This is a genomic window from Cryomorpha ignava (assembly GCF_010686655.1).
Classification (GTDB): Bacteria; Bacteroidota; Bacteroidia; order Flavobacteriales_D; family Cryomorphaceae; genus Cryomorpha; species Cryomorpha ignava.
In genome coordinates, this window is sequence record NZ_JAAGVY010000005.1 from 24,699 (window position 1) to 39,837 (window position 15,139).

The following is a 15,139-nucleotide window of genomic DNA, read 5'->3' on the forward strand; positions in this document are numbered from 1 at the left end:
TGAAAATCTTAGCGCTTGTGCAGTTTATTATCAGATACCGTAAGTTTCTTACGTCCTTTTTTACGGCGAGATGCCAATACTGCCCGGCCGGTGGCTGATGCCATACGTTCGCGGAATCCGTGCTTATTACGTCGCTTTCTGTTTGAAGGCTGGAATGTTCTTTTCATAATACTTATTGTTTCGCGTTATAAAACTCGCTAAAAACGGAGTGCAAAAATAGACTTTTTTATTGTTCTGCAAAAACTTTATTCATAATTCTACAAAACTATGACACTGCCTTTAGAAATAGGTGCTTACCTTTGCCCAAAATTACACCATGGCAAAAGAGAAAGAGAATGATTCTGCGAAAAAAAAGCCATCTCTTAAAGAAGCAACTCGAGTTTTTAAATACATAAAGCCTTATAGCGGCATATTCACTGTTGGATTTATCTTTTTAATTCTCAGCAGTCTTACCGCTCTGCTTTTCCCATATTTTCTGGGGCAACTTATTGGTCAGGACACCGCTACACCCACCGAAACGGCAGAAAGTCTGCTCAAGTTCGATTCACTCGACACAATAATCATAGCCCTTATGATTGTGTTTACCAGCCAGGCAATTTTCTCCTTTTTTAGAATTCTGCTTTTTACACGCGTTACAGAATACACCCTTCGCGACATTAGAAAAGATGCCTTCTCAAAATTGCTAATGGCGCCCCTTACATTTTACAATAATAATAAAGTAGGTGAGCTAACCAGCCGCATAGCTACAGATATCAATCAATTGCAAACCACTTTCACAACTACGATAGCTGAATTTGTACGTCAAATAATCACCATCATTGTTGGTATTGCAGCCTTAATATGGCTTTCGCCGAAACTGGCACTTATCATGCTTAGCGTTATTCCGGTCGTAGCTATTTTAGCCGTTTTCTTCGGACGATTTATCCGAAAAATTTCCAAAAGAACACAAGACGCCGCAGCCAGATCAAACGGAATTTTGGAAGAAGCACTTCAGGGAATTCAGAATGTAAAGGCTTTTACGAATGAATTTTTTGAGCTTGCACGATACAAAGTTGTAGTAGATGAAATAAAAAGCCTGGCCATTAAGGGGGCAGTGTGGCGCGGACTATTCGTATCATTCATTATCCTATGTATGTTCGGCTCTATTGTATTTGTTATTTGGCAAGGAGTTTTGCTTACGCAAGATGGTGGGTTGCCACAATCGTCATTCATAGCTTTCATTATGTACACCATATTTTTGGGTGCATCCATTGGTAGCTTACCAGATTTGTACGCTAACATCCAAAAGGCCATTGGGGCAACAGAAAATCTAATGGAGATCATTGAGCAAGATGATGAAGGAACCAAAGAGGCGTTAAGTCATTCTAAAAAGCATTTCCGAGGCGATATTGCTTTCAAAAATGTAGCCTTTACTTACGAAACGCGTAGCGATGTGCCTGTGCTGAAAGATATTAGCTTCAACATTAATTCCGGAGAGCAGCTCGCCATTGTAGGCCCCTCGGGAGCCGGGAAATCAACGATCACTTCGCTTTTGCTGCGGTTTTACAATCCGGTAAGTGGAGAAATATTGATTGATGGCAAAGATGCAGCGTCGTATGACTTAACAGAATACCGATCGCAATTTGCCCTGGTGCCACAAGAAGTATTGCTTTTCAATGGCACTATTAAAGAAAACATCGCTTATGGCCGTCCCGGCGCCAGTGATGATGAAATAATCGAAGCAGCGAAAAAAGCCAATGCTTTTGTATTCATCACGTCCTTTCCGGAAGAATTTGAAACCCTTGTGGGTGAGCGAGGCGTGCAGCTTAGCGGCGGACAGCGTCAGCGTATCGCAATAGCCCGAGCCGTGTTGCGCGATCCGGCAATTCTTATTCTCGATGAGGCTACATCATCGCTTGATAGCGAAAGCGAACAGCTTGTACAGCAAGCGCTCGAAGACCTTATGAAAGGCCGCACAAGCGTAGTTATTGCCCACCGATTCAGCACCATTCGCAATGCCGATAAAATTGTAGTACTCGAAGATGGAAAGATTATCGAATCAGGAAATCACGAAGAACTTCTTGCACTTGATGCCGGACTTTATAGAAAATTGCAGCGCATGCAGAGTGTGGAGGCGTGATTTTAGTCTCGAGTCGCTAGTCTCGAGTGAGAATTTGTTGGAGAAAATGCTTGTCTGCTTTGCACAAACGTGATATTGCTTTTTGCGATAGATTCTATCGCGGTTAATACCTTTCTTTAATTATTAATCAGGCCACTTTATACTCACTGGTATTATACCCATGGGTATAAAATTATCTTTCAACCTTTGACCGAATTGAGATCACGCGATAGGGTGTAATCCTAGGTTTACTTCGCTAAGTTTATTAAGAAGATATTCATAATTTCTGGATTCAAAAGCTTATTAACCTTTGATGTATTCTATAAATCACCAAAGAAAATAAATAGTTCTATAGCGGATAAAAACATCAAATCGACATACAACCCCTAGCGAACTTTGGCGAGCTCTGCGGATATCCTTTACATGATGATCATATAAAGAGGGAAACTTAACTCCCATTAGAAACCTCAACCCAGCTGCACAAAAACAACCTGCTTAGTCTCAAAAAACTCTCCGGGAATTTTCTGGCCAAGCTTATAAACTACTGACGGATACCGATCAATTTCTTCTACTTCTTCACGAAGGTCGCCACCTTTTAAACACCAAAGTGTTTTAGCTTTCATTTTGCCATTTATGCAATAAGGGATCAAAACGTTCAATCGAGAAACGGCTCTGGTGAGCACGGCATCAAATTTTCCGGGTATATTTTCTGCACGTTCTTGAATGGCGGTTACATTTTTGAGACCCAAAGCAGCAGCAACTTCGTTGACGACTTTTATCTTTTTTCCGATGGAATCGACAAGCAAAAAGTTTACTTCGGGATAGAGAATGGCCAAAGGTATTCCGGGAAATCCGCCACCGGTGCCAATATCAATTGCCTTCGCTTCCGGTTTTGGCTTCCAGTAAAGGGCCAATGCAAGCGAATGCAGCACGTGGCGCTCGTAAAAGTGATCCATATCCTTTCGGCTTATCACATTTATTTGAGCATTCCACTCTTCGTACAGTGGTTTTAAAGCGGCAAATCGCTCTTTTTGCTCCTGATTTAAGTCGGGAAAATAGGTTGAAAGACTATTGTCCATATTCAGAATCAAATAGATTCTTTGGTATTCTTCATCATATTAGCCAGAAACTCGCGAGCCCTAAAAAGCTGTGCCTTAACCGTTCCGAGGGGCAGATCAAGCTCTTGAGCAATCTCATCGTAAGAGTATTCTTTAAAATATCTTAGGATAACCAATTCGCGGTAACGCGGCTTTAGCTTCATAACCACTTCGCGCATAGCTTCCATTTTTTGATCGCGTATAAGCTCCTCTTCAGGATCGCGGCCATCAGATTCTATATCGAAAGTTACGCTGTCGCCATCGTCGTTGGTAATACCAGTGTCTATTGACATGGTGCGCTTTTTACGCTCTCTTCTAATAAAATCGATACAATTATTTGAAGCTATTTTAAACATCCACGTACTAAATGCATAACTGGGATGGTATTGCGAAAGTCGCTTAAAGGCTTTTCCAAAAGCTTCTATTGTCAAATCGTCTGCATCGTCGGTGTTATTTACCATTTTGAGCAGCATGTAGTAGATACTCTCGCGGTATCGTTCCATCAATTCGGCGTAAGCACTTTGTTGGCCTTCGAGTGCGAGAACTACCAGCTTATAATCTTTTTGTGCTTTTGGTGATAATTTGGAAACTAGTTCTTCCATTTATTGGGTTTTGCAAATGCGTTGGCAATATGAATAAATCCATTCATCATTACAACAAAGAACTCAAGCAGCGGAATAAAAATCAATAAATCGGTCTGCCCAAGCCTCTGAGATGATCGCCTAAAAATAAAGAATTGTAACAACACACGAAAGCTTAGTGTCATTATAACAATATACAACCATTTGTGGAAAACAAGCAGCACCACAGCCGAAGCTGTAAACATCAGATAACTAATAGGTTGAAGCACCAATAGCAATTTATGAATACGCTTATATCTTCGCCCCGTATATAAATGACGGCGCTTTTGACGCCAAAAAAACTTCCATTTCGCTTCGGGAAGACTCTCCACAACGCCATTTTTTTCGAGACAAACAACTGTATTTGTCTTATTTGCTACTTCATTCACAAACAAATCATCATCGCCCGAAGCAATACTATAATGCTTTTTAAACCCTCCTATTTTAAAAAAACTGGTCTTTGAATACGACAAATTTCGGCCAACACCCATATACGGTATTCCCGCAAGGGCAAATCCCATATAGTTCATTGCCGTTAAATAAGCATCAGCCCGAATTATTCGATTTAAAAATCCTTTCGTTTTTGAATAAGGACTATACCCCAAAACCAATGTATCGCCTTGTGCCTCTGCAATCATTGATTGTATCCATTGTCTGGAAACAGGGCGGCAATCGGCATCTGTAAAGAGCAATCTCTCGTGCTTGGCTCCTTTTATTCCCAGAGTAATAGCCAATTTCTTGCCGGCATCGTGGTAATCATTCGCTGGTCTGATAACCACTTTCAAATTGCTGTATCGCTTTTGAAATTCTTCAAGTAATATTTCTGTTTCATCCCAGGATCCATCATTTACAACCACAACTTCAAAGTTGGGATAGTCTTGCTCTAAGATAGATGGCAAATGCGCCGCCAGATTATCGTATTCATTTCTGGCTGCAATTATCACGCTCACGGGCGGTGTGTGGGCCTTCCCCTCTTTTCGACGATAAGTCGCAACCTGCAAATAAAAGTAGAGGTAAAAAAATAATTGTATTGCAGCAGCTGCTACAAATATTACCTCCATAATGGTTATCAGCATATCCTGATTTAAAAATACTTCCATAATTTACCGCCGTAAAGGTAGAACAACCGCCGTCTTATTCAATTACTCTTATCTTTGCAGCCGTTTTAATTTTTCAACAAAGTTTACAACATCCATTGAAGTTTAAATTAGAAGCCACAGACCCGAAGTCGAATGCCCGTGCAGGCCTTGTTACCACTGATCACGGAACGATTGAAACCCCTATTTTTATGCCGGTGGGAACGGCGGCAGCCGTAAAAGCCGTTCACAAACACGAACTTATAGAGGACATTAAGGCGCAGATCATTCTGGGCAATACCTACCATTTATATCTGCGCCCCGGTTTAGACATTCTCGAAAAAGCCGGAGGATTGCACTCCTTCAATGGATTTACGCGTCCGCAGCTAACAGATAGCGGCGGATATCAGGTGTATTCGCTTGCCGATAGCAGAAAAATCTCTGAAAGCGGAGTGAGTTTTAAGTCGCATATTGACGGAATGAAGCTCTTTTTCACCCCAGAGCGTGTTATGGATATTCAGCGAACGATCGGTGCCGATATTATCATGGCATTTGACGAATGTACTCCCTACCCCTGCGATTACGAATATGCTAAAAATAGCATGGAGCGCACCCATCGATGGCTTAAGCGCTGCTGCGAAAGATTTGATGGAACTGATGCGAAATATGGATATGACCAAACGCTATTTCCAATTGTACAAGGGAGCACCTACACTGATTTGCGAAAGCAATCTGCCGAGTTCATCGCTTCTCAAAACCGCGAAGGAAATGCCATTGGTGGTTTATCTGTAGGCGAACCTGCCGAAGAAATGTACGCTATGACCGATGTGGTAACAGCGATATTACCAAAAGACAAGCCACGCTACCTTATGGGTGTGGGCACTCCGGTAAATATTCTGGAAAATATTGCCTTAGGTATTGACATGTTTGACTGCGTAATGCCCACGCGAAATGCCAGAAACGGGATGCTTTTTACTAGCGAAGGAATTATTAACATCAGAAATGCCAAATGGCAGGATGATTTTAGCCCTATTGACCCTAATGGCACAAGTTATGTAGATAGCGGGTACTCTAAAGCATATTTACGACATTTGATCATTAGCAAAGAAATTTTAGGAGCGCAAATTGCGAGTATTCACAATCTTGCCTTTTATTTATGGCTCGTTGGCGAAGCGCGCAAGCACATCATTGCAGGCGACTTTGCGAGCTGGAAAAATACAATGGTAAAAAAACTCGATTACCGCCTTTAGGGTAAATGAAAAAGCTCGACCTATATATCGTAAAGAAGTTTCTTGGAACTTTCTTTTTTATGCTGGCAGTACTTATGTCTATTGCTGTTGTATTTGATATTTCAGAAAAGCTCGAGAAATTCATTAAAAGTGATGCTCCTTTTTTAAAAATCGTTTTTAACTATTACGTCAATTTCGTTTTTTATTACGGAAACCTTTTTAGTTCGCTAGTTATCTTTTTAAGTGTGCTTCTCTTTACCAGCCAATTGGCGCAGCGCACAGAGATTGTAGCCATTTTTGCCAGTGGCGTATCTTTCAAACGCTTTCTTTATCCATATTTCCTTGGTGCAACCATCTTATTCGGAGTATCACTTTACTTTACGCATTATCAGCTACCTATTTCCAACAAAACCAGACTCCAGTTTGAAGAAGAATACCTGAATAAGCAATTTAGAATAAACGACAAAAACCTGCATCGACAGTATGCGCCAAATACCATCGCATATTTTGAATCGTTTAGTACAATTAATAATATTGGATACAAGTTCTCTATTGAGAAATGGGATACCGATGGAAAACTAAAATCTAAATTGCTCGCAGATCGGGCGCGTTTTGATTCCGTTTCCGGGAAATGGGAAATTGAAAATTACTATATCCGTCATTTTGATGATAGCTTAGAAACGATAGAACAAGGGCGCAAGATGGATACTTTGCTTACTTTAAAACCCAGAGATTTTGGGCAGCGCATAAGTGTGGCATCTACAATGGGTTACAAAGAGCTTACCGATTTTATTGACGCAGAACGAAAAAAAGGCTCGGATAAAACGGTCCATTATGAAATTGAAAAGCATCAAAGAACATCGTATCCTTTTGCCACTTATATTCTCACAATCATCGGGGTATCTATTGCCAGTCGGAAAAAGCGTGGTGGAATAGGAATCAATCTGGCGATAGGAGTTCTGATAGCTATAACCTATATATTTGCGATGAAAGTAACCACTGTGGCAGCTACAAATGCGGGACTCAACCCTCTTCTGGCTGTCTGGCTCCCAAATATCATTTACTTCATTATCAGTATTTTCGTCATTAGAAATGCACAGAAATAGGATTGGGCTAAGTTTCGAGAAAAATATTTCGAATATAGTGATTGCGTATATCTCTATAAACGTAAAAATCACCGTCGATACTGGCAATTTCCCTTATACCCGTCATTTCTGCCGCAACTATTAAAGTGGCATCTGCTAAATCCATTGGAACATCATTATATTTCTTGGTCAACTCAATAATCCGAAAAACATAACCACTTTCAATATCAATAATCTCAAGCCCTCCTCGATTAATCCATTCTAGAAAGTTCATTTGAGCTTTCAAGTTGAAGCTAAGCATATATGAAACTTCTGTAACCACCGGCCAGGTGGTAATAAGCGGTCGTTTTAAATCTTTTAAGAAGGCAATTGATTTATCATGCCAGGCATCCGTTTTATCAAAAAGTGCAATGAGCGGCCCGGCATCAATGAGAATGCTTCGCATTTATTTTTGACTTTACAATCGACTTATAGTTTTTGGAATTCTTTTCTTCTCCACTTCCTTCCTGCCCAAAAAGATCTTTACCGGCCTCATAGGGGTCGAGGCTGTTTTTCTTTTGAATAAGATATTGAGCTAAAGCTTCTTTAACAACTTGCGATTTTGGCGTACCTGTTTTCTCGCAGTACTCTGAAAGCTCCTTTTCGGTTTTGGGTGAAATTCTAAAACTAAGCATGGTTTCTAAATAAAACTTTTGAAATCAAATGTAATACTTATGTATGACATATGCAAATTCCTTTTTAAATTTAGTCTTATTCATTCGTTTAGTGCTCAGAACTAAAGAAAAAAGAAGGTTTCCCTCTGCGCGCTCTTCGTATAACCTTGACGTCTTTATTCACTTCGCTTAGTTGGGGTTAAAAACACTACAACTGCCCAGTCCAAAAATTAAATTTACCCGATCCGGGAAAATCACTTGGGCGCGTTTCAAAAATCCCAAACACTGCCGATCCGCTTCCGGTCATAGCCGCAAACTCCGCTCCAGCGTTATACAATATTTCTTTGTGATCATTTAAACTGGGGAAAACCCGAAAGGCATACGGCTCAAAATCATTGGTTAAATATTTTCTCCATTTCGATATTTCCTTTCCTTCTACAATTTCTCTCGGAGTGATCTCCGGATCGCTTACGACGATATTTTGATACGCCTTTGTTGTTGAAATATGCGCATCTGAAAAAAAGACCACAATAAACTTCCCTTTCAGGTTTACATCAACATTTTTCATCACGTCCCCCCTTCCGGAAACAGCAACCGGCTTATTATCAATAAAAAAGGGGCAATCGCTGCCCAATTCCAAAGCAAGCTCTTTGAGAAAATTGGAACTTAAGCCAATTTTAAAATGTGTATTGAGGGCAGTTAGAAAAAAGCTACCATCGGCAGAGCCACCGCCCAAACCAGCACCCATGGGTATTATTTTGTGTAAATGAACACGCAAAGGAGGGACTGGATAGACCTCTCTAATTACTTTTAAAGCCTTTATGCAAAGGTTTTGATCGGCACTTCCATGTATGGGCAATCCGGAGGTTGTAAGGACATCATCCAGATTATTTTCTGCTTCTACAAATTCAAGCACATCGCATAAAGCAATCGGATAAAAAACGCTTAAAAGGTTGTGATAGCCGTCTTTACGGCGTTCAGTAATATTGAGTCCGAGATTAATTTTAGCATTGGGAAATACCACCATATGGCAAATATGCACTCAAAACCATCATTAAAAAAGCCTGTTGCAAAATAAATCTTAATTTTGTCGTCCTAATTCACAAAACTCTATGCCAGTACTATTAGAATTTGAAGAGCCAATCGGCGAGCTATTAGAACAGCTTGAAAAAGCGAAAGAAATATCAGAAAAAGGCGATGTAGATACCACCAAAACGGTGCGCGATATAGAGCAAAAGATTAAGCAAAAGCGCGAAGAAATTTACAAAAACCTCACGCCCTGGCAGCGAGTGCAGGTATCGCGCCATCCCGAGAGACCTTATACCTTAAGCTATATAAAGTACCTTACCAACGAAACATTTGTTGAGCTTCATGGCGATAGAACCGTGGGCGATGATAAGGCGATGGTAGGCGGTTTTGGTAAAATTGATGGTCAGTCATTTATGATCATTGGTCAGCAAAAAGGAATAAACACCAAAATGCGTCAGTATCGCAACTTTGGAATGCCAAATCCTGAAGGGTATCGCAAGGCTTTGCGCCTGATGAAAATGGCTGAAAAATTTAACAAGCCGGTAATTACGTTAATCGATACTCCCGGAGCTTTTCCTGGGCTTGAGGCCGAAGAGCGCGGACAGGGTGAAGCCATTGCCCGCAACTTGTTTGAAATGGCCAAACTCAAAGTTCCTATTATTTGTATCGTTATTGGCGAAGGAGCATCTGGAGGTGCGCTAGGTATTGGAGTTGGCGACAAAGTGCTTATGCTCGAAAACTCATGGTATTCTGTAATATCTCCCGAAAATTGTTCTACCATTCTTTGGAGAAATTGGGATCACAAGATTGAGGCTGCAGATGCTTTAAAACTTACTTCTTCAGACATGCTTAAAAACAAGTTGATAGATGGAATTATTAAAGAGCCGGTTGGTGGTGCGCACATTGATCCGGAAGCAACTTTTGAGAATGTAAAAGAGGCCATACTAACGAATGTTGAAAAGCTCAAAAAATTAACACCGGCGAAAAGAGTAGAAAAGCGAATTGAGAAATTTGCTGCCATGGGTTCAATCAGCTAATCTTCTGCACTACCTATTGTAGTTCACTGCAAAATAGGCAATTGAATCAGCAAAAGTATAGGTGTTGATTACCACTCCTGTGGTAGAAATTTGATAAAGCTTATTTTCCGCAGTACCGTATATTATTCCGTTAAGGTCGTCGTAATACAATGCCGTCAGACTTTCTATCAAAGTATTGAGCACCGTTGTTCCTCCGCTATAATCATATCGGTACAATCCAGTTGATGTAGAGATTATAAATGAGCCATTTCCAATTTCTTTTGCCGCATGAAGTGTTTCACCCTGCCTAAGATATGCGCTTTCCATAAGGTTATTTCCACTGTTTAAAATCAGCATTGAAGCTCCGTTTGCACCATCTTCCCATACATAAGTTTCAGATTGCGACTTTTTGGCCACTTCTTTAACCGGCCCCGACATGGTATAACTATTCAACAGCAATCCCGACGAAGCGTATCTGCCCATCAGTAGCGTGGGCGATGTAATACTTTTTTGAAGAACAAAAATATCGTCATCAATTGAAAATACCTTTTCAGGCAAAAAATTGGGAATGAGTTGAGCAGCTGAAACAGGTGTGGCATATTTGTCCAATATTCGTAATTGCGGGTCGCGTTGCATTAAGTAGAATCGTTCCGCTTTTGCGGAGAATTCCAACCCGAAAAAATAAGGCAGTGAATTGCCACCAAAGCCCGGAATTGTCGCAACAACATCAAATTCTTCAATTTCGTAAAATACAGCATCGCCAATTACTCCGCCTGCAAGTCCCAGAATATTTTGCCGGTAATTAAGTGCTGCCCCGCTCAAATCAATACTATAAACCCCCTTTTCCTGCCAGTCATTTATTTCACTTCCAAGATACACTCCTGCCTCGGTTGAATTTTTGGTTACAACCAAATAATTCTCAATAACACGTTCAACTGCCGTAAGGTGAATTTGAACATAACCCGATCCGGTATTTTCACCGTCATTGGCGCGAACAGCCAAATTATACACTCCCGAATTCAAGAATGGCTCATCGAGAATGAAATCCGTCAAAAAATTCAATGGACTGCCAGATGTCTGATATGATCGGGCTATTCCGAGGCCATTGTAATCGGTATCAAGTAGACTTATCTCAATTGATTTAATTTTCTCATTGTCTGTAATATTCGCAAAAATAGTAAGTGTATCAACAGTAGAAAAATTTTGGTTTTCATAAGGCGATTCAATAATAACACGAGGCGATTCTTCGTCTTTATTTTCATTACACCCCTGAAGCGAAAAAACTACCAAGATCACCATTAGACAGTTAAGTCTGGTATGAACAAATGTTGAGAACTTCAAATGAAAACTTTTCATATCACAATATACCATATTATCGTAAAGCCCCGTTTCATAATACTATCTTTGGCCTATGGACGAGAATTCGCAATCACAAACCGATACACGCAGAGCTAAACGCAACAATTTACCCATTCAAAACAATGAGATGGGCAAAATCCCCCCTCAGGCAGGCGATTTAGAAGAAGCAGTGCTAGGGGCTTTAATGCTAGAACGCGATGCCATAAATGATATTATTGACATTCTTAAACCGCCATCGTTTTACCGCGAAAATCATCAAAAGATTTATGCGGCCATACAGGAATTGTTTCAAAATTCACAACCCATCGACATTCTGACGGTGACAGCTGAATTGCGAAAACGCGGCGAACTGGAGCTTGTTGGTGGTGCTTATTACATCAGCTTTTTAACAAATAGGGTGGCAAGTTCGGCAAATATTCAATTTCATGCCCGCATCATATCGCAGAAGCATATTCTCCGCGAGCTTATTCGCATTTCGTCTACCACCATCCGCGAAGCTTACGAAGAAAGTACCGATGTATTTAATCTCTTAGACAAAGCAGAAGCTGATCTTTTTACAGTTGCGCAAGGCAATATCCGAAAGGATTTTAGCCCCTTGAGCGATGTAATTAAAGATTCTATTGAGGCCATTGAGGCCGCTCGAAAAAATAAAGACGGAGTAAGTGGTGTTCCCACAGGGTTTACATCGCTCGACCGCGTAACCTCGGGCTGGCAAAAGTCTGATATGGTGGTAATTGCCGCCCGCCCGGGTATGGGTAAAACGGCTTTTGTACTCTCTATGGCTCGAAATATGGCTGTAGATTTTAATGTGCCTGTGGCGATTTTCTCGCTCGAGATGGCTTCTGTGCAGCTGGTAAACAGGCTTATTTCTGGAGAAACAGGAATAAAAGGTGAAAAGCTGCGAAAAGGAAATCTGGAAGATCACGAATTTACCCAGTTGCACACACGAATTAAAAAATTAAGTACTGCACCTATTTATATTGATGATACACCGTCGCTTTCAGTATTTGAACTGCGGGCAAAGGCGCGTCGCCTGAAGCAAAAACACGGCATTCAGTGTATTATTATTGATTACTTGCAGCTTATGACGGCTGGTGGCGATAACCGTACCGGAAACCGCGAGCAGGAAATAAGCATGATTTCTCGTACAATAAAAACCATTGCCAAGGAGTTAGAGATTCCCATACTTGCACTATCTCAGCTTAGTAGAGCTGTAGAAACACGTGGTGGCGATAAGAAACCAATGCTTAGCGACTTGCGTGAATCTGGAGCGATAGAGCAGGATGCAGACATCGTGTCTTTTATTTATCGACCTGAATATTACGACATTACACAAGACGAAGATGGTAATTCTACCCAAGGGGTTGGACAAATCATAATCGCTAAACACCGTAATGGAGCTTTAGATACAGTTTCCTTGAAATTTGTGAAAGAATTTGCGAAATTTGAGAATCTGGAAATGGCGTACGGCGAGCCGGGCAGTTTAGACAGTGGAGGTGGGTTTGATCAGTTTCAAACCATCACTATGCAATCGCGAATGAATGACAATGACAATGATTTTTTCAATAAAGAAAAAGATGACGACGCTCCTTTCTAAGATTGGAGTCCATGCATTTTTAGTAATCTGTTTGCTTGGTTTATCGGGTTCTGCCTTTTCGGCAAAAATTCTAATACCTATGGACGACACTCAGTCAAACCATCTAAAGGCTTATGGAATAACCTATTGGGTATTAGAAAATAATATTGAGGTGCAATGGCTGCTCAACTATCGCGGCGGTAGCTTTATGATGGACGAATATAAGACCATTGTAGAAGAATGTGTTATCCGCGGAGTTACCTATCAGGTGATTGCAGATGTGCAGGCGGCGGGAATAATTCGCGATATTGCTGATCCCGAAGTAAATATGGAAACGGTGAAATTAGAAAAAGCGCCTAAAATCGCGGTTTATTCACCAAAATCTCAAATGCCCTGGGATGATGCAGTAACGCTAGTAATGGAATATGCCGAAATACCTTATGAAGTTATTTACGACCGAGAAATAATCAATATGGAATTGCCAAAATATGACTGGCTTCACCTCCACCACGAAGATTTTACGGGACAATACGGCAAATTTTACCGCAGTTATAAAAATGCAGCCTGGTATCAGCAACAAGTGCGCGATGCCGAAACCGAAGCAGCAGAAATGGGTTTTGCAAAAGTATCGCAGTTAAAACTGGCAGTTGCTCAAAAAATAAAAGAATACACTGCCGGAGGCGGCTTTCTTTTTACAATGTGCTCTGGCACCGATACATATGACATAGCCCTTTCGGCACAGAATACAGATATTTGTGAAAGCATGTATGACGGTGATCCGGCAGATGGAGCAGCACAATCAAAACTTGACTTTGATCAAACATTTGCTTTTCAGAATTTCGTTCTCGAAATGGATCCGCTGGTTTATGAGTTTTCTTCTATCGATGCTACAGACATTCACACCAAAACACAGCAAACGCAAGACTTTTTTACCCTATTTGATTTCTCTGCCAAGTGGGACGTTGTTCCAACTATGCTTACCCAGAGCCACCTATCTGTAATTAAAGGCTTTATGGGTCAAACAACAGCATTCAAAAAGCAGTACATTAAAAGTGATGTACTTGTAATGGGTGAAAGCAAAGCACAGGGCAGCGTTAAATATATTCATGGATCATTCGGAAAAGGACAATGGACTTTTTATGCAGGCCACGATCCGGAAGATTACCAACACCGCGTAGGCGATCCGCCAACAGATCTCAATTTGCACCCAAATAGTGCAGGTTATAGATTGATATTGAATAATATTCTATTTCCTGCGGCTAAGAAAAAGAAGCAGAAGACATAATGAAGCTGCTTTAGTAAAATAGGTTTTCAAGATTGTTTGATTTACGAAATATTTGATTAAAATAATATTTTTATATTGAAGGCAAATCTAAATTGAACCGCCATGAAAACAATTTTTACTTTCCTTTTCCTTGCACCATTCTGCCTTTTCGCCCAGCAAAATTCATGGTTTGAAACAGGTAGCTTATGGGTTTATAATTACGGCATAATGTCAGAACCTGAACATTATCAGGCAACTTTCGGAATTACCCAAACCATATTTGCCGATAAGCTTTGTTTCGAAATGGATATTGACAACTTTCCTTTTCTCTGCTCACCTGTATCGCCACCGTACTACTTTTACGAATCAAACGACTCTATCTATTTCGCCACAGAGGTAGATAGCACCTTTCGAATGGTTTATAATTTTAATGCCGTGCCGGGAGACACATGGATACATACCATCCCAATAGAATTCAATAATAGTTATCAACCACTTCTGGTGGAAGTAGTGGCTGTAAACGAAGTTAGTATTGATGGGATGATTGTAAACGAATTGATTCTTTCTTACTCAAACCCTTTTATGCCCCCGCCGCAGCTGGATTTTTACACACAAGAAATTTCGGTATTAGAATATATTGGAGCAACTTCTGGGTTTTTCATTCCCCTGGGATCGATACCAGCTTGCGATAACGAAACTGATATCAAATTGCAATGCTTTGGAAGCCCCTCACTCATCTACACAAATCCTGAATTTGGGAGTTGTTTTCTGTCGGCTTCTGCAGCTCCTGATCCCATCGAACTAAAATTTTACCCCAATCCGGCGAGAGAATATCTCACCATCGACATAGATTTCGCGGGTGCCAGTACTCTCAAAATAACGCAGCTTGATGGGAAAACGGTTTTTATAGAAAACATTAATTCAGGATTGGCAAACATCGAACTTCCAGCGTTAAGTGCAGGCATGTATGTAGTGGAAGTTTCAAATGCTGAAGTTCGGCATTTTGGGAAATTACAAATCGAGTAGTCACAGATGGA

General features: G+C 40.7%; 15 protein-coding genes. 7 read left to right on the forward strand and 8 right to left on the reverse strand.

Annotation, left to right across the window (positions count from 1 at the left end; all coding sequences use genetic code 11):
* Positions 1–8: 8 nt before the first annotated feature.
* A complete protein-coding gene (rpmH, locus tag G3O08_RS04315) occupies positions 9–167 on the reverse strand; it encodes a 50S ribosomal protein L34 (protein ID WP_163283457.1) in 159 nt (52 codons plus the stop codon).
* A gap of 149 nt (positions 168–316) precedes the next feature.
* Between rpmH and G3O08_RS04320 the strand changes: the two genes are divergently transcribed.
* A complete protein-coding gene (locus G3O08_RS04320; protein ID WP_163283458.1) occupies positions 317–2,119 on the forward strand; it encodes an ABC transporter ATP-binding protein in 1,803 nt (600 codons plus the stop codon).
* Between the two features lie 446 nt (positions 2,120–2,565).
* Here G3O08_RS04320 and rsmG read toward each other — a convergent pair whose 3' ends face one another.
* Genes rsmG through G3O08_RS04335 form a run of 3 tightly spaced genes read right to left on the reverse strand, consistent with a single transcriptional unit; the run spans position 2,566 to position 4,915 of the window.
* Positions 2,566–3,177 carry a 16S rRNA (guanine(527)-N(7))-methyltransferase RsmG gene (gene rsmG, locus G3O08_RS04325; protein ID WP_163283459.1) on the reverse strand — a complete coding sequence of 204 codons (612 nt, stop codon included), beginning with the start codon at positions 3,175–3,177 and terminating at the stop codon, positions 2,566–2,568.
* Between the two features lie 8 nt (positions 3,178–3,185).
* Positions 3,186–3,797 carry an RNA polymerase sigma factor gene (locus G3O08_RS04330; RefSeq protein WP_163283460.1) on the reverse strand — a complete coding sequence of 204 codons (612 nt, stop codon included), beginning with the start codon at positions 3,795–3,797 and terminating at the stop codon, positions 3,186–3,188.
* The gene (locus G3O08_RS04335; RefSeq protein WP_204336770.1) at positions 3,785–4,915 is read right to left on the reverse strand and encodes a glycosyltransferase; all 1,131 of its coding nucleotides are present in this window, start codon (positions 4,913–4,915) and stop codon (positions 3,785–3,787) included. Before G3O08_RS04335 ends, G3O08_RS04330 begins: the two co-directional genes overlap by 13 nt.
* A 95-nt stretch (positions 4,916–5,010) precedes the next feature.
* Here G3O08_RS04335 and tgt point away from each other — a divergent pair, with 95 nt between their 5' ends.
* Together tgt and G3O08_RS04345 are read left to right on the forward strand one after the other, a co-directional pair.
* Positions 5,011–6,141: a tRNA guanosine(34) transglycosylase Tgt gene (gene tgt, locus G3O08_RS04340; protein WP_163283461.1), complete on the forward strand. Its 1,131-nt coding sequence runs from the start codon at positions 5,011–5,013 to the stop codon at positions 6,139–6,141.
* Positions 6,142–6,146: 5 nt separating this feature from the next.
* On the forward strand, positions 6,147–7,226 hold the full coding sequence (locus G3O08_RS04345; protein ID WP_163283462.1) for an LptF/LptG family permease: 1,080 nt from the start codon (positions 6,147–6,149) through the stop codon (positions 7,224–7,226).
* A 7-nt stretch (positions 7,227–7,233) separates the two neighbouring features.
* Here G3O08_RS04345 and G3O08_RS04350 read toward each other — a convergent pair whose 3' ends face one another.
* The 3 genes from G3O08_RS04350 to ispE form a co-directional block, all read right to left on the reverse strand.
* Entirely contained in the window at positions 7,234–7,650 is a 417-nt protein-coding gene (locus G3O08_RS04350; protein ID WP_163283463.1) for a type II toxin-antitoxin system VapC family toxin, read from the reverse strand.
* On the reverse strand, positions 7,631–7,879 hold the full coding sequence (locus tag G3O08_RS04355; RefSeq protein ID WP_163283464.1) for a ribbon-helix-helix protein, CopG family: 249 nt from the start codon (positions 7,877–7,879) through the stop codon (positions 7,631–7,633). The genes G3O08_RS04350 and G3O08_RS04355 overlap by 20 nt, the downstream gene beginning before the upstream one ends.
* Positions 7,880–8,066: 187 nt before the next feature.
* Entirely contained in the window at positions 8,067–8,885 is an 819-nt protein-coding gene (gene ispE, locus G3O08_RS04360) for a 4-(cytidine 5'-diphospho)-2-C-methyl-D-erythritol kinase (protein ID WP_163283465.1), read from the reverse strand.
* Positions 8,886–8,970: 85 nt separating this feature from the next.
* On the opposite strand from ispE, the gene G3O08_RS04365 reads away from it, so the two are divergent.
* Positions 8,971–9,924, forward strand: coding sequence for an acetyl-CoA carboxylase carboxyltransferase subunit alpha (locus G3O08_RS04365; RefSeq protein ID WP_163283466.1), 954 nt, complete (start codon positions 8,971–8,973; stop codon positions 9,922–9,924).
* A gap of 9 nt (positions 9,925–9,933) precedes the next feature.
* On the opposite strand, the gene G3O08_RS04370 is transcribed toward G3O08_RS04365, so the two are convergent.
* A complete protein-coding gene (locus G3O08_RS04370) occupies positions 9,934–11,244 on the reverse strand; it encodes a hypothetical protein (RefSeq protein WP_163283467.1) in 1,311 nt (436 codons plus the stop codon).
* Between the two features lie 70 nt (positions 11,245–11,314).
* Here G3O08_RS04370 and dnaB point away from each other — a divergent pair, with 70 nt between their 5' ends.
* The 3 genes from dnaB (at position 11,315) to G3O08_RS04385 (ending at position 15,128) form a co-directional block, all read left to right on the forward strand.
* Positions 11,315–12,859, forward strand: coding sequence for a replicative DNA helicase (gene dnaB / locus G3O08_RS04375; RefSeq protein ID WP_163283468.1), 1,545 nt, complete (start codon positions 11,315–11,317; stop codon positions 12,857–12,859).
* A 79-nt stretch (positions 12,860–12,938) separates the two neighbouring features.
* Entirely contained in the window at positions 12,939–14,123 is a 1,185-nt protein-coding gene (locus tag G3O08_RS04380; protein ID WP_317164030.1) for an asparagine synthetase B, read from the forward strand.
* A gap of 102 nt (positions 14,124–14,225) precedes the next feature.
* Positions 14,226–15,128 carry a T9SS type A sorting domain-containing protein gene (locus G3O08_RS04385; RefSeq protein ID WP_163283469.1) on the forward strand — a complete coding sequence of 301 codons (903 nt, stop codon included), beginning with the start codon at positions 14,226–14,228 and terminating at the stop codon, positions 15,126–15,128.
* Positions 15,129–15,139: the final 11 nt, after the last annotated feature.